This window comes from Pectobacterium actinidiae (assembly GCF_000803315.1).
In the GTDB taxonomy this organism is placed as follows: domain Bacteria; phylum Pseudomonadota; class Gammaproteobacteria; order Enterobacterales; family Enterobacteriaceae; genus Pectobacterium; species Pectobacterium actinidiae.
Genome location: NZ_JRMH01000001.1, coordinates 2,427,681 through 2,452,613 on the forward strand (window position 1 = coordinate 2,427,681; position 24,933 = coordinate 2,452,613).

The 24,933-nt window shown below is 54.4% G+C and carries 23 protein-coding genes; 6 read left to right on the plus strand and 17 right to left on the minus strand.

Annotated features, from left to right (window positions below):
- Positions 1–41: 41 nt before the first annotated feature.
- Positions 42–701: a methionine ABC transporter permease gene (locus KKH3_RS10335; RefSeq protein ID WP_039359007.1), complete on the minus strand. Its 660-nt coding sequence runs from the start codon at positions 699–701 to the stop codon at positions 42–44.
- Complete coding sequence (locus KKH3_RS10340; protein WP_039359010.1) at positions 694–1,716, minus strand: methionine ABC transporter ATP-binding protein; 1,023 nt, start codon at positions 1,714–1,716, stop codon at positions 694–696. The genes KKH3_RS10335 and KKH3_RS10340 overlap by 8 nt, the downstream gene beginning before the upstream one ends.
- A 616-nt stretch (positions 1,717–2,332) precedes the next feature.
- Between KKH3_RS10340 and KKH3_RS10345 the strand changes: the two genes are divergently transcribed.
- Positions 2,333–3,664: an acid phosphatase gene (locus tag KKH3_RS10345; protein WP_052201326.1), complete on the plus strand. Its 1,332-nt coding sequence runs from the start codon at positions 2,333–2,335 to the stop codon at positions 3,662–3,664.
- Between the two features lie 17 nt (positions 3,665–3,681).
- On the opposite strand, the gene KKH3_RS10350 is transcribed toward KKH3_RS10345, so the two are convergent.
- From KKH3_RS10350 to KKH3_RS10385, 8 genes are all read right to left on the minus strand, one after another.
- Complete coding sequence (locus KKH3_RS10350; protein ID WP_039359013.1) at positions 3,682–4,980, minus strand: aspartate aminotransferase family protein; 1,299 nt, start codon at positions 4,978–4,980, stop codon at positions 3,682–3,684.
- Complete coding sequence (locus tag KKH3_RS10355) at positions 4,977–6,101, minus strand: phosphotransferase (protein ID WP_039359017.1); 1,125 nt, start codon at positions 6,099–6,101, stop codon at positions 4,977–4,979. The genes KKH3_RS10350 and KKH3_RS10355 overlap by 4 nt, the downstream gene beginning before the upstream one ends.
- Positions 6,094–6,828, minus strand: coding sequence for an SDR family NAD(P)-dependent oxidoreductase (locus KKH3_RS10360; protein WP_039359019.1), 735 nt, complete (start codon positions 6,826–6,828; stop codon positions 6,094–6,096). The genes KKH3_RS10355 and KKH3_RS10360 overlap by 8 nt, the downstream gene beginning before the upstream one ends.
- Before the next feature lie 526 nt (positions 6,829–7,354).
- A complete protein-coding gene (locus KKH3_RS10365; RefSeq protein ID WP_039359021.1) occupies positions 7,355–8,173 on the minus strand; it encodes an ABC transporter permease in 819 nt (272 codons plus the stop codon).
- Between the two features lie 27 nt (positions 8,174–8,200).
- Positions 8,201–9,469 (minus strand): ABC transporter permease, encoded by a 1,269-nt coding sequence (locus KKH3_RS10370; protein ID WP_039359024.1) that lies wholly within the window; start codon positions 9,467–9,469, stop codon positions 8,201–8,203.
- 42 nt (positions 9,470–9,511) lie between these two features.
- Complete coding sequence (locus KKH3_RS10375; protein WP_039359027.1) at positions 9,512–10,591, minus strand: ABC transporter substrate-binding protein; 1,080 nt, start codon at positions 10,589–10,591, stop codon at positions 9,512–9,514.
- Between the two features lie 351 nt (positions 10,592–10,942).
- Positions 10,943–12,418: an NAD-dependent succinate-semialdehyde dehydrogenase gene (locus tag KKH3_RS10380; protein WP_039359031.1), complete on the minus strand. Its 1,476-nt coding sequence runs from the start codon at positions 12,416–12,418 to the stop codon at positions 10,943–10,945.
- A gap of 10 nt (positions 12,419–12,428) precedes the next feature.
- Complete coding sequence (locus tag KKH3_RS10385) at positions 12,429–13,694, minus strand: 4-aminobutyrate--2-oxoglutarate transaminase (protein ID WP_039359034.1); 1,266 nt, start codon at positions 13,692–13,694, stop codon at positions 12,429–12,431.
- 152 nt (positions 13,695–13,846) lie between these two features.
- On the opposite strand from KKH3_RS10385, the gene pdxR reads away from it, so the two are divergent.
- Positions 13,847–15,340, plus strand: a complete 1,494-nt coding sequence (pdxR, locus tag KKH3_RS10390; protein WP_039359038.1) for a MocR-like pyridoxine biosynthesis transcription factor PdxR — start codon at positions 13,847–13,849, stop codon at positions 15,338–15,340.
- 203 nt (positions 15,341–15,543) lie between these two features.
- Positions 15,544–16,638, plus strand: a complete 1,095-nt coding sequence (locus KKH3_RS10395) for an ABC transporter ATP-binding protein (RefSeq protein WP_039359041.1) — start codon at positions 15,544–15,546, stop codon at positions 16,636–16,638.
- A gap of 96 nt (positions 16,639–16,734) precedes the next feature.
- Here the strand turns inward: KKH3_RS10395 and KKH3_RS10400 are convergent, their stop codons facing one another.
- The 5 genes from KKH3_RS10400 to KKH3_RS10420 all read right to left on the minus strand — a co-directional run bounded on the left by KKH3_RS10400 (position 16,735) and on the right by KKH3_RS10420 (position 20,441).
- The gene (locus tag KKH3_RS10400; protein WP_010300843.1) at positions 16,735–16,983 is read right to left on the minus strand and encodes a GlsB/YeaQ/YmgE family stress response membrane protein; all 249 of its coding nucleotides are present in this window, start codon (positions 16,981–16,983) and stop codon (positions 16,735–16,737) included.
- A 136-nt stretch (positions 16,984–17,119) separates the two neighbouring features.
- Positions 17,120–17,965, minus strand: a complete 846-nt coding sequence (gene cho / locus KKH3_RS10405; RefSeq protein ID WP_080756532.1) for an excinuclease Cho — start codon at positions 17,963–17,965, stop codon at positions 17,120–17,122.
- The gene (gene umuC / locus KKH3_RS10410) at positions 17,962–19,227 is read right to left on the minus strand and encodes a translesion error-prone DNA polymerase V subunit UmuC (RefSeq protein WP_039359044.1); all 1,266 of its coding nucleotides are present in this window, start codon (positions 19,225–19,227) and stop codon (positions 17,962–17,964) included. Before umuC ends, cho begins: the two co-directional genes overlap by 4 nt.
- Entirely contained in the window at positions 19,227–19,646 is a 420-nt protein-coding gene (gene umuD / locus KKH3_RS10415; RefSeq protein WP_039359047.1) for a translesion error-prone DNA polymerase V autoproteolytic subunit, read from the minus strand. Before umuD ends, umuC begins: the two co-directional genes overlap by 1 nt.
- A gap of 171 nt (positions 19,647–19,817) precedes the next feature.
- The gene (locus tag KKH3_RS10420; RefSeq protein WP_039359050.1) at positions 19,818–20,441 is read right to left on the minus strand and encodes a helix-turn-helix transcriptional regulator; all 624 of its coding nucleotides are present in this window, start codon (positions 20,439–20,441) and stop codon (positions 19,818–19,820) included.
- A 222-nt stretch (positions 20,442–20,663) separates the two neighbouring features.
- Between KKH3_RS10420 and KKH3_RS10425 the strand changes: the two genes are divergently transcribed.
- Genes KKH3_RS10425 through KKH3_RS10435 form a run of 3 tightly spaced genes read left to right on the plus strand, consistent with a single transcriptional unit; the run spans position 20,664 to position 23,728 of the window.
- Complete coding sequence (locus KKH3_RS10425; RefSeq protein ID WP_039359053.1) at positions 20,664–21,638, plus strand: threo-3-hydroxy-L-aspartate ammonia-lyase; 975 nt, start codon at positions 20,664–20,666, stop codon at positions 21,636–21,638.
- Positions 21,639–21,647: 9 nt separating this feature from the next.
- A complete protein-coding gene (locus KKH3_RS10430) occupies positions 21,648–22,589 on the plus strand; it encodes an ornithine cyclodeaminase family protein (protein ID WP_039359055.1) in 942 nt (313 codons plus the stop codon).
- Positions 22,586–23,728, plus strand: a complete 1,143-nt coding sequence (locus KKH3_RS10435) for a DSD1 family PLP-dependent enzyme (RefSeq protein ID WP_039359056.1) — start codon at positions 22,586–22,588, stop codon at positions 23,726–23,728. Before KKH3_RS10430 ends, KKH3_RS10435 begins: the two co-directional genes overlap by 4 nt.
- 87 nt (positions 23,729–23,815) lie before the next feature.
- Here the strand turns inward: KKH3_RS10435 and KKH3_RS10440 are convergent, their stop codons facing one another.
- Both KKH3_RS10440 and KKH3_RS10445 read right to left on the minus strand, forming a co-directional pair.
- Complete coding sequence (locus tag KKH3_RS10440) at positions 23,816–24,292, minus strand: OsmC family protein (RefSeq protein WP_039359059.1); 477 nt, start codon at positions 24,290–24,292, stop codon at positions 23,816–23,818.
- A 45-nt stretch (positions 24,293–24,337) separates the two neighbouring features.
- Positions 24,338–24,883, minus strand: a complete 546-nt coding sequence (locus KKH3_RS10445) for a MarR family winged helix-turn-helix transcriptional regulator (RefSeq protein ID WP_039359061.1) — start codon at positions 24,881–24,883, stop codon at positions 24,338–24,340.
- Positions 24,884–24,933 lie beyond the last annotated feature (50 nt).

Sequence of the window (24,933 nt, forward strand, 5' to 3'; positions counted from 1 at the left end):
GACATATCTCTGCTGCCCGAAATACCTTATCCTGCCGTGGTTTAGCGGCGTTCGCGCTTATTTGCCCGGCGCGATAGCATATCACCCAGCGTCTGCACGACCTGTACCAGCACCACTAGCGCAATTACCGTTACCACCATCACTTCGGTTTCATAGCGGTAATAGCCGAAGCGGATCGCCAGATCGCCGACACCCCCGCCGCCAACAATTCCGGCCATCGCGGAATAGCCAATCAGGCTGACCAGCGTGATTGTCAGGCCGCGTAATAACCCAGCCAGCGCTTCCGGTAACAGCACGGTCGCAATGATGCGTGTCGGGCTGGCACCAAAGGCTTCCGCCGCTTCCACAATTCCTAGATCGACTTCACGCAGTGCGGAATCCACCAGACGGGCATAAAAGGCAATCGCCGCAACTGACATCGGCACCGCCGCCGCAACCGGTCCTATCGTGTTCCCCAGCAGCAACTGCGTTAATGGCAACAACAGCACCAGCAGGATCACAAACGGGATCGAGCGGATGATATTCACCAAAATGGTTGAGATCAGATAGATAAAACGGTTCTGCCAAAATAAATGACGATCGGTCACATAAATCGCGATACCTAACGGCAGGCCGAATATCACCGCACAGAGCGTTGAAATACACACCATCGTGAAGGTTTCACCAAAGGCGAAGATTAATTCACCGAATAACTCAGTCATTGATAACCTCCACCCCAAAGGTATTCTGTCGAATATAAGCAATAGCGGCGGCTACGTTATCCGCCGTCGGATCGTCACGGTATGAAATCTGAGCAATAATATGCCCCAATGCGCGATCGTTAATATATTCAATATTGCCGTGCAGAATATTGACCGATACCTGAAACTGCTGTGCCACATCGGATAATACGGGTTGCTCTACCGAATCATCGGCAAAAAGTATTTTCAGCAAGACGCCTTTATTATTCTGTCTAAAGCGTTCAGGTAATTCGACGGGCGTAGAGTGGCTAACCAACTGTTTGGTGTAGGCGTGCTGCGGTGAAGAGAAGATCGTAAAGACGTCGCCCTCTTCCACAATATTTCCGCCCGTCATCACCGCCATACGCTGACAAATACTTTTAATCACACTCATTTCATGGGAAATAAGTACGATCGTGATACCTAACCGAATATTGATGCTTTTCAATAGCGCCAGAATAGACGCCGACGTTTCCAGATCCAGCGCCGAGGTGGGTTCGTCACACAGCAGCACTTCGGGGTGGTTGGCAATGGCACGAGCGATACCCACGCGCTGTTTCTGCCCGCCGCTCAACTGCGCTGGATAAGATGTTCCCTTGTCCTGTAACCCGACCAGCGCCAGAATTTCCGGCACGCGCGATGCAATCTCTTCTTTGCTCTTTCCCGCCGCACGCAGGCTGAACGCTACGTTGTCATACACATTGCGGGTATGCATCAGATTAAAATGCTGGAAAATCATTCCGATACGCTGCCGATGCTGACGCAGTTCACGGCCGGACGCATCGCTAATCAGCGTATCACCCAGAAATACACGCCCTTCGGTGGGGCGCTGCAATAAATTGATTGTCCGCAGCAGCGTACTTTTTCCCGCGCCGCTGGTGCCGACAATCCCAAAAACTTCACCCTGTTGAATGGTCAGGTTGACGTTGTTTACCGCTCTGGACTGTGCTGCTTTACCGGCGGGAAAATCAACGCTCACGTTTTCTAACCGAATCATTACCTGACTCACTCCTGCTGTTGCCCATTGTTTAAGTGATGTTGTGCGGCATACGCAAACGTATGCCTGTTTGATATGAGGGTATGGCCTAATGCCAATCGTTTAAGCATCGAGATACACGGGGCACAGGGGTGGAGCCTCCTACGGGAACCTCCCTCTGTGTTTCCCCTAATAACGGGCTTAAGTGCCCATATCAGGGCAAGGCCTCCCTTTATTGTTTTGTATAACTTTTAGGAGTAAACGCCTTTTTTATTGAGAAATAACCGGGCTATTTGTGGCCGTCATTCTTGTTGTAATTAGATTAAATCTTTATAAATCAATAAAATATTGAAAAATTATCGTCTGTTTAAAGTAGAGAGAAATGAGCTTTGCGTCAATGATAAAAAAAGCAAATCACCTTTCCATTTTTTAGAAGCTTTTTTATGTCTTTTTCTTCTATACAAGCTACAGCCGCCCTTGGCTGCCGTGTGAGGTTAACCACGTCACCAAACATAACAAATCGTGATAATGCGTTGATAAGCATCTCAAAATATATCCTGAAACATTACCATCACAATCAGCGCCTAGCCTGATCTCGCACAGACAAACGTTTATCCTCCCAACTAAGGATGCCACCATGCGTTATCGTTCTACGCGGTTCCCGGCGACGGCAACCAATGTGTTACCCGCGCTCAAGCTGCTGCCTGTAGTCAGTCTTTTCCTGTTACCGTTTTCCGGGTTTGCAGCCCTACCTCAGCCGGAGAATGTAACTATCAGCACCATTGTCGATACCACGACGCAGGCCAGTCACAGCCCTCGCGTTGTTGAACTGGAACAATCCATTCAAGCTGCGCTGCGCAAGGCGATTCAGGGCGATGCAACGAAGATTACCCGAGCACAGTTAGAGCAGGCGAAAGAAACGCCACAAATGGCGGATATCGACTGGCTCAACAACAGCGGTTATGACTTTGCCGTGAAAGCCAACCAGCAGGCCGGTATTGCGCTACTGGAATCTTTCTCACATCTTTCCACCGATGTGTTACAGCAAAACATGGCTATCGTGACGCGCATTAATCGCGAAGCCACCACAGGGCAGCGCGAACAGGCACTGGTGGATGCAGAAGGTCAAGGGTATCTCTACTATCTGGCTGATGCATTGGGCCCGCGGTTGGGCAATATCTTCCTCAACGCGTATGATCGCGGTGAAATACGCAAGGCCGCCGCCTTACTCAAGTTATCCGCCGTCAGTACGTCCGCCGCTAAACAGCATTTCGACTACCCGCGCCCTTTCTTACAGCCGAATAACACTATTCATCTGGTGCCGGATACCGCCGTAATTGGCGATAACAAACCTTACACCGCTTCCGGCGGCGCGTTTCCGAGCGGGCATACGAATACAGGTTACACCGATGCGCTGCTGTTAGCAGAAATGCTCCCTGAACGCTTCGTCCCGCTGATTGATCGCGGTGCGCGCTACGGCTATTCGCGCGTCGTGCTGGGCGTGCATTATCCCTTAGACGTGATCGGTTCACGGATGGTTGTCGAGCGCAACGTGGCGCACTACCTCAACGACCCACAGTATCGTCAGCGGTTTGAACAGGCGAAGGCTGAGTTACGCAACGCGTTAGAGAAAGCCTGTGGCACAACGTTGCGCGACTGCGCGAAGAGCGCGCCACAGGATGACCCCTATGCCGCACCGGAAATGAAGACGTTCTATCGCTACACAATGACGTACGGCCTGCCTGCGCAGCCTGGCGCAGCGTCTCCGGTTAGCGTTCCCGCAGGTGCGGAAGTCCTGCTCGAACCCGTGCTTCCGCATCTCTCCGCAGCCCAACGCCGAAACCTGATGGTGAAAACCGCGCTGGCTGACGGTTACCCACTTTCCGGCGCGCCGGGCGATAAAGGTACGCAGAATTTCTGGCAGCGCCTCAACCTGCATGACGCTGCCCAGCTCGCCCTGCACCGTTAACGTTTTCCTACGGCGGGTTATTCCTGCCTATGGGAGCGGATTGCCGTCAGCACGTCGCTCAGTGTGGTTAAAAACACATCGGCGTGTTCTTCCTGAAACACCAGCGGCGGGCGAATTTTCAGCACGTTCGCCGCTGGCCCTGTTGCGCTGATCAGGACACCGCGTTGACGCATCGCGTTTACCACCTGCAACGCCGATTTACTTGCAGGCAATTTGCTTTCACGATCGCTGACCAGCTCTACGCCGATAAACAGACCGTAAGCCCGAACATCGCCAATCAGCGGGAAATCCTGTGCCAGTTGCTGTAACCCTTGCCGCAGATAACCCCCAACCCGCTGGGCATTCTGCTGTAACCGTTCTTCTCTTATCACCCGCAGCACCGCGTGCGCCGTCTGACAGGACACCGGATTGCCGCCGAACGTATTGAAATAGCGCACCTCTCGCCCGAATGCCTCAAATAATGCGGAACGTCCAACCAGCCCGGCGATAGGATGCCCATTGCCCATCGGCTTCCCTAAACTCACCAAATCCGGGATAACGCCATGACGCGCAAAGCCCCACATTGACTCCCCAGTGCGCCCAAAGCCCGGTTGCACTTCATCCGCAATAAACAGCCCGCCAGCCTGACGGATCAGCGCCGCCGCCTGCGCCATTTCTCCTGCTGGCGCACAGAACACGCCATCGCTGGAAAAAATCGTATCCACTAGCAGCGCGGCAGGACGAATACCGTCCTGCCGCATCTGCGCCAACGCTTGACGAATACTGGTCAGAAATGCGCCGGGCTGACGATAAGTATCCGGTGCATCAATCAGTTTCACATGGCTGCCGCGCGCCACGCCGTCCCCCAGCGACGGCGACAGCTCCGCCAGCGCGCTGGTCACACCGTGGTACGCCCAGCGTGTCACCAGAATCCCCGTCCCGCCCGTAACATGACGAGCAATCCGCAACGCCAGATCGTTGGCCTCACTGCCGGTACAGGTCAGCATCACGTTGTTTAACTCAGCGGGAAACTCACTCAGCAGATCTTCCGCAAAATCGACAATCGCATGATGCAAATACCGCGTGTGAGTATTGAGCTGTGCACTCTGTCGCGCTATCGCCTCAACCACCGCGGGATGGCAATGCCCAACCGAAGCCACATTGTTATAGACATCCAGATAGCGCTTCCCCTGATGATCGAACAGCCACACGCCCTCACCGCGCGCAACGTGCAGCGGTTCGTCATAAAACAGGCGATAACCACTGCCCAATACTCGCTGGCGTCGCGCCAGCAAATCTTCTGTTACTGTCATTTCAGAAGTGATGCTCTGATTCATCGTACGTTCTCCGGGCAAACCTGCTGTAGGCGAGTCACAAACTGCGCATGGGAATAGGTCGCGATGCGCTGCAAACTGTGCCAACAGCGCGGTACATTGCGCAGCAGATACTCCCGATTGTCGGGGTAGCGCGAGGCACGCCACTGCGCAATGGTCAGGGTGAGCGCCATACGAGTCGCGATCAAATCGGGCAGCAGTGCGATCTCCTCCGGCGTTAGCGGCCTGTGTTGGTGATAAGCAGCAATAAATGGCACAACCTGCTCCAACAGATCCGCTCCATCACCCATCTGGTACGCTAGCGCCGTCGCCACTTCGCAGATTAATGGGGCAAATACGGCATCGCCAAAATCAATAATGCCAGTGACTCGCGTCGGTAATGAACCCTCTACCAGCACATTATGCGGGTTCAGGTCGTTATGAATGACCTGACGGCGTAGCGTCGTTAATTCGGGTGCGACGTGGCTATCATAGCGGTCAAAAACACGCTGAAGATGCAGGTACTGTTGCGGTTCAGGAACAAAATCGAGATAAGGACGCACCTGCTCTGCCCGGCTGATATCCCACAGCAGTGAACGATTCGCCGCCGGATGCGTAAAGCCGTGCAACGCGTTGTCCAACTGCGCCAATGTGCCCCCCAGTGGCGGCATCAGCGCCGTTGAAGACGCCACCTGATATTGCGGCATACCCGCCAGATAGCTCACCAGCCGCACGCGCAGCAGTACGCCATCAATCTCAACGCTCGTTTCCGACAGACCCGCCGTTGTCGGCCTGATGCGCGGAACGGGCAGTTCGGGCGCCCGCTGAGCAAGGTGCAACAGTAGCGCGGTCTGAAAATCGCTGACCTCGGCAGGCTCCGCCGCATTGATGACTTTCAGCATATAGCGCTCATCTGGCGTCACCGTCAGACAAAAATTCATGTCACGTTCGCCCTGTAACAGCGCCATCTGCCCGGACAACCCATACTCTTGCTGTGCAATCGCCAGCGCTTGCTGGCAGGAAACCTGCGGGACGGCCTGCGTCATCAACTCGTCACCGAGTGATCCCGTCTCGGCAAACACCGGCTGATTGGACGCAGAAGGCGGGAACGAGGGAAAAAGTACGCTGAGTCGTCCGTCAGACATGCTGCCCTCCGTTAACATGGATTTCCGCCCCGTTGACATAAGACGCACCGGACGTGCAGAGAAAATAGATCAGGCTGGCGACCTCTTCGGGCTTACCCAAGCGCTGCATCGGCACCTGCCGTTCAATGATGTCGTCCGTGCCGGGTGACAAAATTGAGGTTTCGATTTCCCCCGGCGCAATCGCATTCACACGAACGCCGTGTGGACCAAAATCAAACGCCATTTCCCGCGTCAGCGCAGACAGTGCCGCTTTTGACGTGGCATACGCCACACCAGCAAAGGGGTGAACGCGCGATCCGGCAATCGAGGTCACATTGATCACGCAGCCCTGTGAGGCCTTGAGTTCATCGAACAAGCCGTTTGCCAGCAGCGCGCAGGAAAACAGATTGACGTTGAAGACGCGCAGCCAGGTCGCATAGTCCGTATCACGGACGCCCAAGCGCTGCCCGTCTGCACCTTTTGGCGAAATTCCTGCGTTATCCACTAGCGCATCCAGTCGCCCGCCCAGCTTTTCCTTAATCAGCGGCAGCGTCTGTTGCAGGCTGTCGATATCTTCCAAATCGAGATGAATGTGATTGAGCAATTTTTCCGCCCACGGGCACTCTTCTGCCCAGTTTTGTCGCGACGCGGTAAAAATCCGCCATCCTGCCGCATGAAAATGCTTCACGGTGGCATGTCCGATTCCCCGGCTGGCACCGGTCAGCAGTAGTGTTTTTTGCGCGGTCATACCGATCCTCCTGAGTCTGTGTACAATCATTTTTTACACAACACACATCAAAATGGTGTTTGATGCATCATCAATTGGGTTTTAAAAAAAGCTGAAAAAAATTTTCAGCAAAAACCGGTCTTTTCTCGTGGCGAAATGCGCTCTTAAACACACTTTTATGCCGAATCAGAGGGCGTTTCGTGCGCCATAGTACCGTTATTTCATGCTACCTCGTAGCACGCGCCCGACACAGGGCGGCTCACTCGCCGTCGCCCTGTGAACCCTGGCTTTTCGGCGCTAATTATGTCGCTGCGCGATGCCTTCGTCGGTATCAGGCTTAACGAACCGCTTGCGACACGTTCCCTACGTGGCGCAAGCTTTCGCGGCATCCATGCCGCTCATCCTAAGCCTGCTATCTCCTCAGCATAATTCTTACGCCGGATAACAACTGCCTCACTTGCGCCTTACATTAATGGCGATAAGAAACGGAATACAAATATCAACGCGCACGAGATATTCTCACGCTGGATATTTTTCGATTCCCGCCTTAACCCCCGCTTCTTAAGCGCTCTGAACGGCGGCGTAAAATCTCCATCACGATTAGCAGGATAAGCGCAGCACCCACCATCATGGTGGCGGCGGCGGCGATCGTCGGGTCGAGGTTTTCGCGGATGCCAGCAAACATCTGTAGCGGCAGCGTGCGCTGGCGCGGGCTGGCCAAGAACAGCGTGACGATCACCTCATCAAACGACGTCGCAAAGGCAAATAGCGCGCCGGAGAACACGCCGGGGGCAATCAGCGGGAACGTGACCTTACGAAAAGCCAGCAGCGGTGAAGCGCCCAGGCTGGCGGCGGCACGCGTCAGGTTGTGATCGTAGTTCTTCAATACCGCCGTGACCGTAATCACCACAAACGGCACGCCGAGCATCGCATGCGCCAGCACCAGCCCCAGATAGCTATTCAGCAGCGACAGTTTAGCGAAAAAGAAAAACATCCCTACCGCAACAATCACCACCGGCGCAATCATCGGTGAAATCAGGACCGCCATCACCAGTGACTTACCGCGAAATTCACCGCGCACCAGCCCGACTGAGGCCAGCACGCCAAGCACCGTCGCCAGCAGCGTCGCCAACGGTGCAATCAGCAAGCTATTCCCCAACGCGCCCAGCCACTCGCTGGAGTTGAAAAATTCGCGATACCAGCGCAGGGAAAACCCCGTCAGCGGATAGCTCAGAAACGATCCCGCATTAAATGAGAGCGGCACAATCACCAGTACGGGCACGATTAAAAACAACAGCATAGCCGCCCCGTAGAAATTAAAGAACGTGTTCCACAGACGGATAATCACGTCACCCTGCTGTCTCATTTGTTATCTCCCCAATATAAGGTGTGCTTAGTGCGCCGCGGCTTCCGCATTGGTGCGCGTTACACGGATGTACACGACGTACAGCAGCGTCACGATGATCAGCAACTGTGTCCCCAGTGCGGCCGCCATTCCCCAGTTCATGGTGGTATTGGTGAAGAACGCGACAAAATAACTCAGCATCTGGTCGCTCGGCCCGCCCAGCAGTGCAGGCGTAATGTAGTAGCCAATCGCCATCATGAAGACCAGCAGCGCTCCCGCCGTCACACCCGCGTAAGTTTGCGGCACGTAAACCCGCCAGAAGGCGATAAACGGATGCGCCCCCAGAGAAATCGCCGCACGTACATAGTTCGGGGAAATGCCTTTCATCACCGCATACAGCGGTAAAATGAAGAACGGCAATAGGATGTGGGTCATTGAGATGTAGACACCGATGCGGTTGAACACCAGCACCAGCGGTTCGTCGATAATGCCAACGTTAATCAATGAACGGTTGATCAAGCCACCGGACTGCAACAGCACAATCCAGCTTGCCGTCCGCACAATCAGCGATGTCCAGAACGGCAGTAAAACCAGAATGAGCAACAGGTTGGCACGGTTTGAGGGCTGTTTCGCCAGCCAATAGGCCAGTGGATATCCCAGCCCCACGCACAGCAGCGTCACGACACCCGCCATCAGCAGCGTACGCAGCAGCACATCGACATACAGCGCCTGATCGGCAGGCTGTGGAATAATCTGCTGCGTGGTGGCATCGACTTTGTGATCAAATACCGCCAGCAGATAATAGCTGGTGAAAGGCCGCGCCGCGCGATCGAACGTTTGCCAGGTCGCCAGCTCCCCCCACATCGGCTGCTCACGTATCAGTTGGTCACGAATACCGCTGCTGCCCTCAGCGGGCAGCTTACGCAATGTGCGGGTAATCAGCGTGCGGTATTCCGACCCTTCATACCCCAATCGTTTGGTGATCGTGCTTAACTTGCCGCTGCTGCGGGCATCGCGCAGATCGCCGACCAACGCCCGAAAGACCGCCTCATCCGGCACGTTGTTACCCGACCAGAGCCGCATCGCGGCAATGGTCTGCGGCATATTATCGCGCAATTCCGGGTTGGAGACGCTTTTCCCCAAAATCGAGGTGATCGGGAAGAGAAAACTCACCACGATAAACAGAAACAGCGGTGCAATCAGCAGCAGAGAGCGTTTCTTATAGGCTTTCTGCGCAATCCACAGTTGCTGCTTCAAGGTTGAATTTTCTTCGTTTCCGCCAGGCGGTGCAGCGGCGACGATATCACTCTGGGACATAGGCTCTTTCTCCATCATCACGTACGATCACTCACTGCGGCTTTACTGCGCGGCCCAGGCATTAAAGCGCTGTTCCAGCTCTTCACCGTGATCGATCCAAAACTCCGTATCAACTTGCAAGGCCTGTGCCAGATTATCCGGTGCAGTCGGCAGATTAGCGGCGATGGCCGGTGCCAGCAGGCTGGTGGTTTTGACGTGCGTCGGGCCGTACGGGATGTTCTCGGCAAACACCTTCTGGTTTTCTGGCTGGTTGGCAAACGCAATGAACTGTTCCGCCAGCGCCTTGTGCTTGGAGCCTTTGACGATTGCCCAGCTGTCCAGATCGTAAATACTGTCAGCCCAGACAATCTTGAAGTCATGCCCTTCTTTCTGCGCCGCCGCGACGCGGCCATTATAGGCAGACGTCATCACCACATCCCCCGACACCAGCCATTGCAGCGGCTGTGCACCGGATTCCCACCACTGGATATTCGATTTGATCTGATCCAATTTCTTAAAGGCGCGCTCGACACCTTCTGGCGTCGCCAACACCGTGTAGAGATCGTCACGTTTCACGCCATCGGCCAGCAGCGCGATTTCCAACGTGAATTTGGCACTTTTACGCAGCGCACGTTTGCCGGGGTAATCTTTCACATTCCAGAAATCTGCCCAGCTTTTCGGTGCCTGTTTCAGCTTCTGTGCGTTATAGGTCAGTACGGTAGACCACAGGAAGATCCCCGCACCGCACTCGCTCACCGCGCCTTTGACAAACTGAGATTGATCACCCAGTTTTGACCAATCCAGCGGTTCAAACAGCCCTTCGCTACAGCCGCGCATCAGTTCAGGGCCTTCGACTTCCACGACATCCCAGCCTACCTGTCCGGTTTCCACCATCGCCCGGATACGCGCCATTTCACCGTTATACTCGCCAGCTTCTACCGTACCTTTGCCCGCTGCGGCGAACGGTTTGTAAAACGCCTTATCCTGCGCATCTTTGTTCAACCCGCCGAATGAGATCACCGTGACGGATTCCGCCTGCGCCTGACAGGCCATCGTCACCAGAAAAGCGGTAGCCGCGATTTTTTTCAGCGTCTGACGTTTGAACAGTCCTTTTGCTTTGGAGAGAGTATTAAGTCTGGACATTGTTTTGCTCCTGGAGTGGTAGTCAACGTAAAGGTCAAATGCGTATCACAATTTCGCACCCTGCATTCTTGATGCATCATGTATCATCGTAGTCATGCAAAAAAATATGAGCATAAATTGTGCCAATTCAAAAATTTTATTGATGTTTTTCCACTGCGGCGGCGGGAACGGCGATGAGACGCATCAGGGGTGAACAGCATTGTCTTATCGCCTGATAGTATGTCGCCATTTTTGCCATATTGTGGTGCAAGCTAACATAGCCTGCACCACTCAGACGCATCGCACGTCTGCCATACGTGCACCGACATAGATTATCGATGCGTGTTTTTTACCGACGATCGGGGCTACGTTTTATCTGGAAAGATCGACACAGAGATATTTCATCTCCAGATAGTCTTCGATACCAAAACGCGACCCTTCACGCCCTAACCCAGACTGCTTCACTCCGCCAAACGGCGCGACTTCATTCGAGATCAACCCGGTGTTGATACCGACCATGCCGTAGTCCAGCGCTTCCGGTACCGTCCACTGACGCACGGCATCACGCGTGTAAACATAGGCCGCCAGCCCAAATTCGGTATCGTTCGCCATTGCAATTGCCTCTGCCTCATCGCTGAAGCGGAACAGTGGTGCCACCGGCCCGAACGTCTCTTCGCGGGCGAAACGCATTTCGCGCGTCACCCCGCCAACGATGGTTGGCGTAAAGAACGTGCCGCCCAATTCGTGGCGTTTACCGCCCAGCAGCAGCGTTGCTCCGTGCGATAACGCATCAGCAATGTGCTGCTCAACCTTGCTAACCGCATCGGCATCAATCAGCGGCCCCTGCGTCACCCCCGGCTGCGTACCGTCGCCGACGTTCAACTTGCTCACTTCCTCAACCAGCCGTTCGACCAGCGTCGGGTAAATCCCATTCTGCACGTAAATCCGGTTGGCGCAGACGCAGGTCTGCCCGCTGTTACGGAACTTAGAAGCCAGAATCCCCTTCACCGCCTGATCCACATCGGCGTCATCGAACACAATAAACGGCGCGTTGCCGCCCAGTTCCAGCGACAGCTTTTTCACCGTTGGTGCGCTCTGCGCCATCAGGATACGACCCACTTCTGTCGAACCGGTAAAGCTCAGTTTGCGCACTACCGGGCTATCGCACAGCACCTTACCGACCGACTGCGCATCGCCGACAATCACCTGCAACACGCCGCGCGGAATACCCGCCTGCTGTGCCAGCTCCGCCAACGCCAGTGCGGTAAACGGCGTTTGCTCGGCGGGTTTAACAATCATCGTGCAGCCTGCCGCCAGCGCGGGCCCGACCTTACGCGTAATCATCGCCGCCGGAAAATTCCACGGCGTAATCGCCGCACACACGCCGATGGGCTGCTTAATAACCAGCAGACGCTGCTGCCCCTGAGGAGATTGCAGCACGCTGCCTTCAATGCGCTTGGCCTCTTCCGCAAACCAATCTATGAAGCTGGTCGCGTAGGCGATTTCGCCCCGCGCTTCCGCCAGCGGTTTGCCTTGTTCCGCCGTCAGCAGCGCAGCCAGGTCTTCCTGATTGTCCATAATCAGACGCGCCCACGCCTGCAACAGCGCGGCACGCTCTTTTCCCGTTTTTTTACGCCATTCAACCAACGCCTGTTCAGCGGCGGTAATCGCCTGCTTGGTTTGTGACACTGTCACTAACGGGACGCTACCTAACACCTCGCCCGTCGCTGGATTAGTGACATCCAGACGTTCACCGCTTTGACTATCCTGCCACTCGCCGTCAATCAGGCAGTGTTGACGGAATAAGGTTTGCTGTTTCAATGAAATAGCGTTTTTTTTCAGTTGCATAGCTTCTCTTCTATCGTGTTAATACGCGCGTCAGGATGTTCATCGCCTTGCTGAACTGATCGTCAGGCACCGTTAACGGGTACAGGAAACGGATCACGTTGCCATGCACGCCGCAGGTCAGCAGCAGCAGGCCTGCTTCCAACGCGCTTTTCTGGAATTGACGGGTCAACTCTGCCGACGGTTTACCCGTAGTCGGATCGTTAAACTCTGCCGCCACCATCGATCCTTGGGCACGAATCGCCACCAGAGCCGGGCACTGCGGTTTGATATTCTCCAGCGTTTCCACCAGCGCAGCTCCCAAACGCTGTGCACGCTGGCACAATTTCTCTTCTTCAATCACATCCAATACCGCCAGCGCAGAGGCCACTGCCAGCGGGTTGCCCGCATAGGTGCCACCCAGCCCGCCGGGCGAAGGCGCGTCCATCACCTCAGCGCGACCGACGACGCCAGAAATCGGGAAGCCGCCGCCCAGGCTTTTCGCCATGGTGATCAGATCCGCTTTCTCCGCGTAATATTCCATCGCAAACAGCTTTCCGGTACGGGCAAAGCCCGTCTGCACTTCGTCAGCAATCAGCAGAATACCGTGCTCGTCGCACAGTTTACGCAACCCACTGATAAAGGCTGGCGGCGCGACGTGAAAACCGCCTTCGCCCTGTACCGGCTCCAGAATAATCGCAGCAACCTGATCGGCAGCGATGTCGGTGTGCATCAGGCGTTCGACGCTTTCCAATGCCTGTTCAACGGTGATGCCACTCCTTTCATTCGGGTAAAGCGCATGAAAAATGGAACCGGGGAACGGGCCAAATCCCGTTGAGTACGGTGCCACTTTGCCCGTCAGCGTCATGGTCAGCAACGTCCGGCCGTGAAACGCGGCGTTGAAAGCAATCACACCGGGGCGTTTGGTATAAGCACGGGCGATTTTTACCGCGTTTTCTACCGCTTCAGCACCGGTGGTAAAAAACGCAGTCTTGGCTGCGCCTTCAATGGGCGCCAGCGCGTTGATGCGCTCGGCCAACGTGACATAGCTGCCGTAAGGCACAATCTGGTAAGCCGTATGGGTAAAACGATCCAACTGCTCGCGTACCGCGGTGACAATCTTCGGATGGCGATGGCCCGTGTTCAGCACCGCAATCCCGGCGGCGAAATCGATAAACTCTCGTCCTTCAACATCCCACAGGGTGCTGTTTTCCGCACGCTCAGCATAGAAATCACACATGACGCCCACACCACGCGGTGTGGCGGCCAGACGGCGTTGATTCAGTTCGCTATTCTTCATGGTCTGCTCCGGTATCCCAAACACATCTGTTAGATGTTGAAGATGATTAGTTGAACGATGACAGTAAGTGTAGTCGCAAGATGATGGTGTCATTTAGACGCGAGATGGTTCTATAATCCAGTGCCAGTTTTGAATATTTGAAGGATCCACTTTTGCGCTCACTTCTGACCGACTTATTGCTACAGCGTTTAGCCAACCAGCAAGACGGTGCGCTGAATAAGCGTTTGTACGACTGCATTCGGCTAGCGATTCTTGATGGCGCGATTGCTGCTGGCGAGCGTTTGCCATCGTCACGCGATCTGGCGCAGCAACTGTCGCTGTCGCGCAATACCGTGCTAACGGCTTACGAACAGCTACTGGCAGAAGGTTATATCGAAGCGCGCAAAGGAAGTGGAACCTTCGTCACGGAACAGTTGCCCGATGGCAATATGCAGCCTGTAGATAGCAGTAATGCAGGCGATGTGCGTGAACCGAAACATGAGCTGTCGCGTCGCGGCATGCACCTGCTGGGCTACGCCGGTGCTTCCGTCCGCCAGTGGGGGGCGTTTATGCCAGGCATCCCAGATATCGCCAGCTTCCCTCACGATTTATGGCGACGTATTCAAACGCGCCTGACGCGACGTGTTCGCCCCGAACAGCTTTCCTATTCGCCGGTTGGCGGTTGCCCCGAACTCCAGTTGGCACTGGTGGATTACCTACGAGTCGCCCGTTCCGTGGAGTGCTCGCCGGAGCAAATTCTGATTACCGAAGGCACCCATCAGGCGATGGATTTGCTGGCCAAGATGCTGTGCAATCCCGGTGATTTGGCGTGGATTGAAGACCCGTGCTATTGGGGCATTCGCAATGTTCTGACGATTAACGGATTACGCGTCGCCCCTGTCGATGTGGATGAACAAGGGCTGGCACCGCCAGAAACGCTCTCGCCTGACGCCGCTCCGCGCCTGATCTGCGTGACACCGTCACATCAATATCCGCTGGGTGCGGTGATGAGTCTGACGCGCCGTCAGCGGTTGCTGGCACTGGCGCAGGAGCACGGCTGCTGGGTGGTGGAGGATGATTACGACAGCGAGTTCCGCTTTTCCGGCAGCCCAATCCCCGCACTACAAGGGTTACAGACACAATCGCCCGTGATCTACATCGGTACATTCAGTAAAACGCTCTACCCCGGCCTGCGTGTTAGCTACATGGTGCTGCCCCCGCTGCTGGCGCAGTCTCTGAAAACGGCACATTCCGAACTCTATCGCGGCGGACACTGGCTAACACAGGCGACGCTCGCGCAGTTTATCCACGAAGGTCACTACGCTGCACATATCCGCCGCATGCGCCTGCTGTATGCCAAGCGCCGCGCGCTATTGACATCACTGATCGAACAGCATCTGGGCGCGGATTACGTCGGCGACAACAGCAATGCCGGGCTGCATATGCTGCTCAGCCTGCCTTCCCACCTCGATGATGTTGTGCTGAGCGCCGCGATTTTGCGCCGTGGCGTGATGGTCAAACCGCTTTCCAGCTACTATCTGCAACCGACACAACAGCGCGGTTTATTACTGGGCTACGCCAGCGTGGAAGAGAGCCAAATGACGCAGGCTTTCTCGGTAATTGTGGCATGTATTCAGGCTCTGAATACACATGATTCAAACGCCTAACGCGACGCATTTTTATCTGGTATCGCTATCATCATCGTCCGCACCATTAGAGTGCCCCTTCCCGCGAAACGCTCCATTATGGGGCATCCACTGTGCCAGGCAACGGCATTTTTGCCTGTTGTAGTATGACAACCCTCAACTTTTTCGCATCCGGCATGGTTTATGCATTCTTATGAATAACAATGACTGCCGGAGAGTGAAAAATGAGAAATTATGTCAGCTTCAGGAATGTTCAGAAAACCTATGACGGTGACCGCCTGATCGTCAAAAACCTTAATCTGGATATCCGTGAAGGTGAATTTCTGACCCTGCTTGGGCCATCCGGCTCGGGAAAAACCACCAGTTTGATGATGCTCGCCGGATTTGAAACCCCGACGCAGGGGGAAATTATGCTGCGCGACGCCCCGCTGCACCATCTCCCACCGCACCAGCGCGACATTGGTATGGTGTTTCAGAACTACGCCCTGTTCCCACACATGACCGTGGCGGAGAATCTGGCGTTTCCCCTCTCCATTCGTCGCCTGAACCGTGCCGATATCAAAGAGAAAGTGGATCGGGTACTGGATCGTGTGAAGCTCACCAGCCTGGCCGATCGCTACCCAGCACAGATGTCCGGCGGCCAGCAGCAGCGTGTGGCGCTGGCTCGCGCACTGGTTTTCGAGCCAAAGCTGGTGCTGATGGATGAGCCGTTGGGCGCGTTGGATAAGCAACTACGCGAACATATGCAGTTGGAAATCAAAGAGCTGCATCAGTCGCTGGAATTAACTGTGGTGTACGTCACCCATGACCAGAGCGAAGCCATGACCATGTCCAACCGCGTCGCCGTGTTTAACGATGGCGTGATTCAGCAGATGGACAGCCCCAGCGACATCTACGAAAAACCGGAGAACGCGTTTGTGGCCCAGTTTATCGGCGAAAACAATACGCTGCTCGCCACACGCGCCGAGGCCGAAGGCGCGTTCTATCGGGCTACGCTGGACGACGGCACCTCGCTGCGCGCACTGAAAGTCCGCCCCAGCTCACCGGGCCGAAAAATCACGCTCTGCATCCGCCCGGAACGCATTCACGTCAACGCCGCTCATACCGACGACACCATGCAGCATGTCAAAGCCCGCATTCAGCAGTTCATCTATCTGGGCGATCACGTCAGGATGATGACGGAAGTGGCAGGCCAACCGCAGTTTATGGTGAAACTCCCCGCCAGCGAGATCCAGCCGCACTGGAAAGCCGGCACTGAGGTCAATCTATCGTGGCAGCCGGAACACCTGCGCGCGCTGGATAGCATCATTACGCATTAATAGCGCACTGACGGCATCAAGGAACACAGGAAAACATCCAGGTAGAAAATAAGAAAAGAAGCATGTTGCCCCAGAACAGGGGCAACGGATATAGCACTAGTCTCGAATCTTGCGGTATACCCACAGCACGACAATCGCGCCGACAACCGCTACCACAAAGCTGCCGAAGTTAAAGCCATCGACCCGGCCGAACCCAAAGAAAACGCTGATGTAGCCGCCCACGACCGCACCGACAATCCCGAGCAACACCGTCAGGATAAAGCCGCCACCGTCTTTACCGGGCATAATCCACTTAGCCAGAATCCCCGCAATCAAACCAAAAATAATCCAGGACAGAATTCCCATAACCACCTCACCTTTATTTCATCATACCCATATAAACGCCAATCCTTGACAGATAAGACGCGAATCCAAGTATAGACAAGGATTCTATCAACGTGCGCCAGACGGTAAATAAAAATGCTGGTACCCCATACCTATCTCATTCATCCAGCAAAATAATATCCACACCGTTACTGACAATAGGTTTGCATAAAATTTTGTAGCCATCGCTATCAAAATTTGCCGCAACGCGTTTTAGCGCTGCGACCTCTGATAATCGTGCAACCGTTCCCAAATAAAACCAGTTATGAATAATGTGATAATCCGTCTTTCCCTGACGACTTTCTTTGATAGCGATACGGCCTGGATAAGGCCAGCAGCTCAGCTTCATCGCTTCAAGCCGGATTGACAGCCGGCGTTGATGTTCCGAAATGGACTCTTTGCCACAGCAGGCACCGATGCATTTTTTCAATGCATGGCGAAAACAGGCTCTGCCCGCGGGCAGATGCTCAAAACCCAGCACCCCCAGGCACAGTTTTTCTTCATCAGCGATCGTTTTCAATGCATTCACCGCCGCAAGGCGGTGGCTAAACAGCCCATAAAGGCAGGATGTCGTGGAGAAATCGACATTTTTGGCGTAGACCACCTCAATAAGCCTTCCATCAAAATGGAACGAGCACAATTGACGTGAACGCCGCAGCCGCTTGTTAAAAAGCGGCACCTGCTGCTTAATCATCTGCGCTTCCAATAACAGCGCACCGATTTCCCCTGCCGTTTCAATAAATGTAATGCGGCGGGTCTGCCTCAACAGCTTTGCTTCTTTACGTGTACGCATATGCGACAACACCCGAGCACGGATGTTGATACTTTTGCCGATATACAGCGGCAGCGTTTCGCTGTCACCGTGAAAGACATACACTCCCGGCGCCGTAGGCAACCCATCCAATTCAGTACGCAGATGTTCTGGATATTGATAAATATCAGGTATTTTCTCAGGCAATATCATGATTTAACGACCTTCAAATCTTCCGCTCGCGTGGTATAAGCGGGCGAAAGCCGCTCTCGTTTCATGGACCAGTTGGGGTTAATTCCCTGACCCGCAAACCAAATTTTCCCCTTGCCAGACTGATTAATGCGATCGATAGCCGCCATTAAACTGGCGCTATTTGCATGGGGTTTACGCGCGTCAAACATATCCAGTTGTGCCACACCGTGCTGATAGAAATCGGACAACACCACTCCGGCTTTACAGTAACGGTATCCCTGTTTCCAGATGCAGTTCAGTGCTTCAATCGCTAGCGCAATAATGTCTCGCGTATCGTGAGTCGGGACGTGTGTCACGCGGGTAGCCTGCTCGCCATAATAATCCCCCCGTGGGACATGGGGGCTGGTGCGGATAAACACCGAAACCTGACAGCAATACTGCTTCTCATGGCGTAATTTCTCTGCCGCGCGCTCGGCATAACGGCACACGGCCTGATGCAGGTGAGCATACTCGGTAATCCGCGAGCTGAATGAACGGGAACACAGTATTTGCTGCTTGGCCGCCGCGGATTCTTCCACTTCCAGACAGGATTGTCCGCGCAATTCGCGTACCGTTCTTTCTACAACAACGCTAAAATTTCGCCGAATATAGGCGAGATCGCTGCGAGCCAGCGCCAAGGCACTCTCGATGCCCATTGATTCCAGTCTGCGTGCCAGTCGCCGTCCGATCCCCCAAACATCACCGACGGGCGTAATTGCCAGCAGTTTCTCCTGACGGGTCGGGCTGGACAAATCTACCACGCCCTGTGTTTTATGCCAGATTTTGGCCGCATGGTTAGCCAACTTGGCCAGCGTTTTGGTCGGCGCAATACCGACACCGACGGTCAAATGCGCTTCGCGCTTTATCCTTTCTTTGACCTGATGGCCAAAACACGCCAGCGACGTGCAGCGATCCACGCCGGACAAATTCAAAAATGCTTCATCGATGCTGTAGATTTCCACCGCAGGTGCCATCTCTTCTAAAATACTCATGACCCGAGCCGACATGTCAGCGTACAGCGCGTAATTGGAGGAGAAAACGGTGATGTCGTGTTTTTGAATGAGCTCACCGAGCTGAAATAACGGGGCGGCCATCTTTACTCCCAGCCGTTTTGCTTCATGAGAGCGGGCAATGACACAGCCGTCATTGTTGCTAAGCACAATGACTGGCTTGTCTGCTAAATCAGGGCGAAAAATTTTTTCACAGCTAGCATAAAACGTGTTCACATCCACCAAGGCGTACATCAGCGTGTCGCATGTATGACATAAGTCACGACACCAAAAATATCAAGGCTGTCGCACTCATTAATCGGAATCGGGGCATAGGCAACATTCATAGGAACCAATGCGCGGGTCGGTGTCAGTTGCAATTGCTTGATAGTGAACTCGCCGTCGAGCGCAGCAATAATGATATCGCCATGACGCGCCTGTAATGCGCTATCAACCACCACCAGATCGCCATCATGAATCCCCCCATCCACCATGGACTGACCGGACACGCGAACGAAGTAGGTTGCTGAGGGATGACGAACGCACAGCGTATTGAGGTCGATGCGCTGTTCAACATAATCATTCGCCGGACTGGGAAACCCGGCGGGCACCGTATCGGCATAAAGATTTAATTCCTGCTTATCGGGACAGGATTCGGGAAGGTATCGTTTCATCGCTCAGCAAGGTAACTGTATTTTTATACAGTATAGGAAGCGGCGTTTGACAATGCAATGCGCAACATTCCCTGACCGACGCGGATCGTCAGCCTTTCATCTTGGGTAAAAAGCCGATCCATATCACATCAGTGACTTACGCATTACGCAAGGTGGCATAAAAATATTCCGTTACTCCTTGGCATACAAATACACCGACGCCCGCGATACGCCAAGGTGCTGTGCGATAGTTTCCATCGATTTTTTCACTTCCAGCAGGCCGCTGTCTTTCAGTTCCTGAAGCAGGATTTTTCTGTCCTGCGCTTTTAGCGCCCGTGGCGTGGTGGCAAGTCGTGCGGCGAAGTGATCGATGTGTTGCCTGATCGCCGCCGCGCCGTTTGGCTCCAGGTGTTCAGTCACTGAGTCAGACGCAAGCTGGGTGAACTGCGCCAGCGCATTTTGCATGCCGCGAAATAGCGTCATATCGACGTTCAGGCACAGCGCGGCGACGTATTCACCTTGCGCATTTTTGATGCCAACCGAGGTACTTTTTACCGGACGTCCGTCAGCAAACTGGTTGGCGTAGTTCGCCAGAATGTTAGGAAATTCAGGTGAAGCAATGCGCGCAAGACCCAGTTCCGTCGCAGGCGCGCCAACCTCCCTGCCAGAAAGGTTATTGTGAATGGAAAGTATCGCGTGTTCCGGGTTTTTCAGATCGTGCACAACCACTTCACAGAATGGCGCGAACGTCTCGCTCAGCCCTTTCGCTATCGCATCTAACTGCGTCAGCAGCAGACCTTCTCCTGATGTAGCCATCTTATCTCCAATCACAACAGCGTTTTCTGCCGCAGAGTGTACCACACGCCCACGTTTCGCTTTCTTTCAGCGCCACATGACACCTCTCACATAATCCATCATTTAAAAATAAATCAAATTAGACAATTTATCTAATTTTATATATTTTGTTTATTACGTATTCGACACTATCGGGGGCAACAGCCTCGGTATTCATAATCACTAACAACAGGTGATCCAGACATGAGCGACTTACGCCTCCCAACCTACGACGATGTGGTAGCCGCTGCGGAACGTATCGATGGCTACGCCAATAAAACACCGGTGATGACATCGCGCACGGTCAATGACGCGTTCGGCGCAGAGGTTTTCTTCAAATGTGAAAACTTCCAGCGCATGGGCGCATTTAAGTTTCGCGGTGCCATGAACGCACTGTTGCAGTTCTCGAACGAGCAGAAAGCCGCTGGCGTGGTCACCTTTTCTTCCGGTAACCATGCGCAGGCGATTGCTCTGGCCGCTAAATTACTCGGCATCCCCGCAACGATCGTCATGCCACACGATGCCCCGGCGGCAAAGGTCGCCGCCACGCGCGGTTACGGTGGGAACGTGGTGGAATACAATCGATATACCGAAGATCGTGAGCAGATCGGTCGCGATCTGGCGAAAAAGCATGGCCTGACGCTCATTCCGCCTTACGACCATCCGCACGTGATTACTGGGCAAGGCACGGCGGCGAAAGAGCTGCTGGAAGAAACCGGTGAACTGGATGCCCTATTCGTCTGCTTAGGCGGCGGTGGATTGCTGTCAGGTTGTGCGCTTGCCACCCGTCAGCTATCCCCACAGTGCAAAATTTATGGCGTCGAGCCTCTCGCGGGTAACGACGGGCAACAATCTTTCCGTAGCGGCAACATTGTGCATATCGATACACCCAAGACCATCGCCGACGGCGCACAGACCCAGCATCTGGGCAACTATACCTTCCCTCTGATTCGCCAGAACGTTGACGATATTCTCACCGTGACAGATGGCGACCTGATTGACGCGATGCGGTTTTACGCCGAACGCATGAAGATCGTCGTTGAGCCAACGGGGTGCCTCAGCTTTGCGGCGGCACGTAATCTCAGAGAATCGCTACGCGGCAAACGCATCGGCATTATGATCAGCGGTGGGAATGTCGATATCAGCCGCTACGGCGCATTTTTGACCGGAAATGCTTAGGGGAATACGATGATCTTTATTTCTGAAGCTGAATCCGCGGCGCTCATCAGCCATGAGCTGGCCTATGATGCGGTGCGTGAAGCCTTGCTGGCTGCCAGTGAACCGGAAGCACGCAGTTTTCCGGTGGTACACGGGCAAGGCTCCGATCCGGTCAATACATTCAGCATCAAGGCTTCTGCAACCCATGAACTTGCCGGACTAAAAGTCGGTTCGTTCTGGCCGGGAAATCCCGCGAATGGGCTGCCCCGCCACAATTCCCTCATTCTGCTGTTCGATCAGCAAATCGGGAAAATAACTGTCGCGATTGAAGCCGGCAAGGTGAATGCCTTTCGTACCGCCGCCGCCAACGCCGTTGCAGCCGATTTGCTGGCAAGACCTGATGCTTCGGTCCTGGCCGTGTTCGGAACCGGTCATCAGGCTCGCTATGAATGCGCTGCGCTGGCAAGAATACGGCCACTTCATACCGTGCTGATTGTCGGGCGCGATAACAGCAAATCCGCAGACATGGCGCGAGAGCTCAAGGCCGCCGGGCTGAATGCGCAAATCAGCGATGCCGAAAGCGCCTGTCGGGCAGCAGATATCATCGTCACCGCAACGCCATCACGCACACCGCTTTTTAGCGCCGACTGGGTGAAAGCGGGAACGCACGTTGTCAGCATGGGATCCGATGCCGTCGGCAAACAGGAATTACCTCCCGAGCTGTTTACCGCGAGTCGTCTGTTTTGCGATCTGCCTTCCCAATCCCGAATAATCGGTGATTTCCAACACGCGCCAACCGGTGTGACGCTGACCGCCATTGGTGATGTGATTAGCGCAAACGCAGCGGGACGGCAAACGCCGGACGATATCACCGTGTTTGATAGCTCCGGCTTATCTATTCAGGACTTATATGTTGGCCAGCGCATTCTTGCTGCCTGGCAGCAGGCTAAACGAAATGAAGGTGCACAATGAACAATAGTGAATGGCTTAACGCGCTGGAAACGCCTTTTTTGCTGATTGATGAATTCCGCTTTCAACGCAATATCGACAGGCTGTATCAGCGTACAGAAAAATTAGGCAGCCAGATTCGGCCACATCTCAAAACGTTACGGTCAATTGAAGCCGCCCGTTATCTACTCAAAGATGCCGCGTCTCCCGCAACGGTTTCGACGCTGGCAGAAGCGGAAGCCTTTGCCAACGCGGGTTACACCAACCTGCTCTACGCCGTAGGGATCGCCCCACACAAGCTGCCGCGCATCGCCAACTTAATCCACAAAGGCGTGAATATTCATATTCTGCTGGATAGCGCAGAGCAGGCACGCGCAGTAACTGATTTCGCGCTCGCCAATAGCGTGACGTTTTCGGTGTTTATTGAGATCGACTGTGACGGGCATCGCGGCGGCATTCCACCGGAAAGCGACGCGTTGCTTAAGCTGGCGAAGCAGATCGACGGCAACGGTGCAACGCTCACCGGCCTGCTGGCGCATGCGGGAGAATCCTACGCCTGCCGCACGGACGATGCGATTAGAGCGGCCGCGCGTGCCGAGTGCAACGCCATCAATACCGCCGGACAGCGTGTACGGGCGCTGGGAATTGCCTGCCCCGTACTCAGCGTCGGTGCCACACCGACAGCGCATTTTGCCGAAGATCTCACTGGCATTACCGAAGTCCGAGCGGGCGTTTTCACCACGTTCGATCTGGTGATGAAAAATGTCGGAGTTTGTTCACTGGATGATATCGCCCTGTCGGTCGTCAGTACCGTGATTGGGCATAACCGCGAAAAAGGCTGGGTGTTTATCGATGCAGGCTGGATGGCGCTTTCCCGCGATCGCGGCACCGCCTCTCAGGCAAAAGATTACGGTTACGGGCTGGTGTGTGACCGCTATGGCAGCCCTTACAACGACCTCTGCGTGACGATCACCAATCAGGAACACGGCATTATTGCGCTCCCCGCCGACAGTGGCTTTTCGGTCGATAATTTCCCCGTCGGCTCCCGGTTGCGGATACTGCCTAACCACGCCTGTGCGACGGCCGCGATGCATCAACACTATCAGGTTTTGAAATCACACAGGAATGAGCAGGAAACCTGGCAGCGCATTACCGGATGGTGATGGGCGACTAAACATCAACGGCCATCCCGCCCGATCTGAACGCATCGGGCGGTCATTCGTGTTAGTCGCGGTTATCTCAGAGCCTCGTCAACCGTTCGTCCCTAACGTCGGTTCGCAGTTCACAGGAAAATTCACCGAGTGAGCGATGTAGCAGGCATCGTGCGCCAGTTCATGCAATTTGGCATATTGCTCGACGGTGGGCTGCTTCTCACCGCTGAATGTCACCTGAGGACGCAGCGTAACGTCCAGCATCGCCATTTTTCCCGCCGCATTAACGCCCATCGTCCCTACCGCATTGTCCTGATAATCATCTACACAGAAACGCTTTTTAGCCGCAATGGAAAGAAACCACAGCATATGGCAGCTCGACAACGAGGCAACCAGCGCTTCTTCAGGGTCGACCGCATCCTCCTGCGAAAAAGGCAGTGGAACGACATGGGGCGATGACGAGGCGCGTAGCGTAATACCACCATCAAACTGCCACTGGTGCAGGCGACTATAGCGGTTATCAATAAAATCTTGCCCATCGCGTTGCCAGCAAATTGAAGCATGGTATTCAGACATCGTTCAGTTCCTTTTGTATTAACAGATTCAGGTTAGCGCAGTGGCTTAATTTGTCTCTTTAGGTTCAACGCGTCCTGCGTGCCTTTCCAAACCTCGCAGTAGCGCGGCGAGATTAGCGTCAAGCGCAGCCAGAACCTCGGCAGGCAGTACCGACAGCACCTGACGTTCATTCTCAATATGTGCCTCAACGGCACGATTGATCAGTTCCAGTCCCGTACTGGTGAGCTGCACGAGCATACTGCGCGCATCCTGCTCATTCTGCACACGCTCAATAAATCCTCGGGTTTCAAGGCGCTTGAGCCGGTGAGTCATGGTGCCTGACGTCACCATCAGCGTGGAAAACAGTTCAGTCGGACTCAGACAATGTGGTGCGCCAGCCCGCCGCAGCGTAGCCAGCATATCAAACTCCCAACTGCTCAGTTCGAATCTGGAGAAACAGGCTTCCAGCCGCTGCTCCATGAGCACAGCACAGCGCCGGAGACGCCCAATTGGCCCCATGGGGCTGGCATCCAAATCGGGGCGCTCGCGCCGCCACTGGTCAAGGATGGTGTCGACTGCGTCATGTTCGCGCTCGCTAGTTTGATTTTTCATTTATCTTGACTTCAAGGTAATTGATCAACACTATCATAATATCTTGAATT

Bases quoted from the DNA above. Each gene is read 5' to 3' on its own strand.
- KKH3_RS10350 (WP_039359013.1), bottom strand. From the start codon at position 4,980: ATGAATCAGAGCATCACTTCTGAAATGACAGTAACAGAAGATTTGCTG.
- KKH3_RS10375 (WP_039359027.1), bottom strand. From the start codon at position 10,591: ATGTCCAGACTTAATACTCTCTCCAAAGCAAAAGGACTGTTCAAACGT.
- KKH3_RS10435 (WP_039359056.1), top strand. From the start codon at position 22,586: ATGAACAATAGTGAATGGCTTAACGCGCTGGAAACGCCTTTTTTGCTG.
- umuC (WP_039359044.1), bottom strand. From the start codon at position 19,227: ATGTACGCCTTGGTGGATGTGAACACGTTTTATGCTAGCTGTGAAAAA.
- KKH3_RS10355 (WP_039359017.1), bottom strand. From the start codon at position 6,101: ATGTCTGACGGACGACTCAGCGTACTTTTTCCCTCGTTCCCGCCTTCT.
- KKH3_RS10420 (WP_039359050.1), bottom strand. From the start codon at position 20,441: ATGGCTACATCAGGAGAAGGTCTGCTGCTGACGCAGTTAGATGCGATA.
- cho (WP_080756532.1), bottom strand. From the start codon at position 17,965: ATGATATTGCCTGAGAAAATACCTGATATTTATCAATATCCAGAACAT.
- KKH3_RS10395 (WP_039359041.1), top strand. From the start codon at position 15,544: ATGAGAAATTATGTCAGCTTCAGGAATGTTCAGAAAACCTATGACGGT.
- KKH3_RS10385 (WP_039359034.1), bottom strand. From the start codon at position 13,694: ATGAAGAATAGCGAACTGAATCAACGCCGTCTGGCCGCCACACCGCGT.
- KKH3_RS10335 (WP_039359007.1), bottom strand. From the start codon at position 701: ATGACTGAGTTATTCGGTGAATTAATCTTCGCCTTTGGTGAAACCTTC.
- KKH3_RS10430 (WP_039359055.1), top strand. From the start codon at position 21,648: ATGATCTTTATTTCTGAAGCTGAATCCGCGGCGCTCATCAGCCATGAG.
- KKH3_RS10340 (WP_039359010.1), bottom strand. From the start codon at position 1,716: ATGATTCGGTTAGAAAACGTGAGCGTTGATTTTCCCGCCGGTAAAGCA.
- KKH3_RS10360 (WP_039359019.1), bottom strand. From the start codon at position 6,828: ATGACCGCGCAAAAAACACTACTGCTGACCGGTGCCAGCCGGGGAATC.
- KKH3_RS10400 (WP_010300843.1), bottom strand. From the start codon at position 16,983: ATGGGAATTCTGTCCTGGATTATTTTTGGTTTGATTGCGGGGATTCTG.
- umuD (WP_039359047.1), bottom strand. From the start codon at position 19,646: ATGAAACGATACCTTCCCGAATCCTGTCCCGATAAGCAGGAATTAAAT.
- KKH3_RS10425 (WP_039359053.1), top strand. From the start codon at position 20,664: ATGAGCGACTTACGCCTCCCAACCTACGACGATGTGGTAGCCGCTGCG.
- KKH3_RS10380 (WP_039359031.1), bottom strand. From the start codon at position 12,418: ATGCAACTGAAAAAAAACGCTATTTCATTGAAACAGCAAACCTTATTC.
- KKH3_RS10440 (WP_039359059.1), bottom strand. From the start codon at position 24,292: ATGTCTGAATACCATGCTTCAATTTGCTGGCAACGCGATGGGCAAGAT.
- KKH3_RS10445 (WP_039359061.1), bottom strand. From the start codon at position 24,883: ATGAAAAATCAAACTAGCGAGCGCGAACATGACGCAGTCGACACCATC.
- KKH3_RS10345 (WP_052201326.1), top strand. From the start codon at position 2,333: ATGCGTTATCGTTCTACGCGGTTCCCGGCGACGGCAACCAATGTGTTA.
- KKH3_RS10370 (WP_039359024.1), bottom strand. From the start codon at position 9,469: ATGTCCCAGAGTGATATCGTCGCCGCTGCACCGCCTGGCGGAAACGAA.
- KKH3_RS10365 (WP_039359021.1), bottom strand. From the start codon at position 8,173: ATGAGACAGCAGGGTGACGTGATTATCCGTCTGTGGAACACGTTCTTT.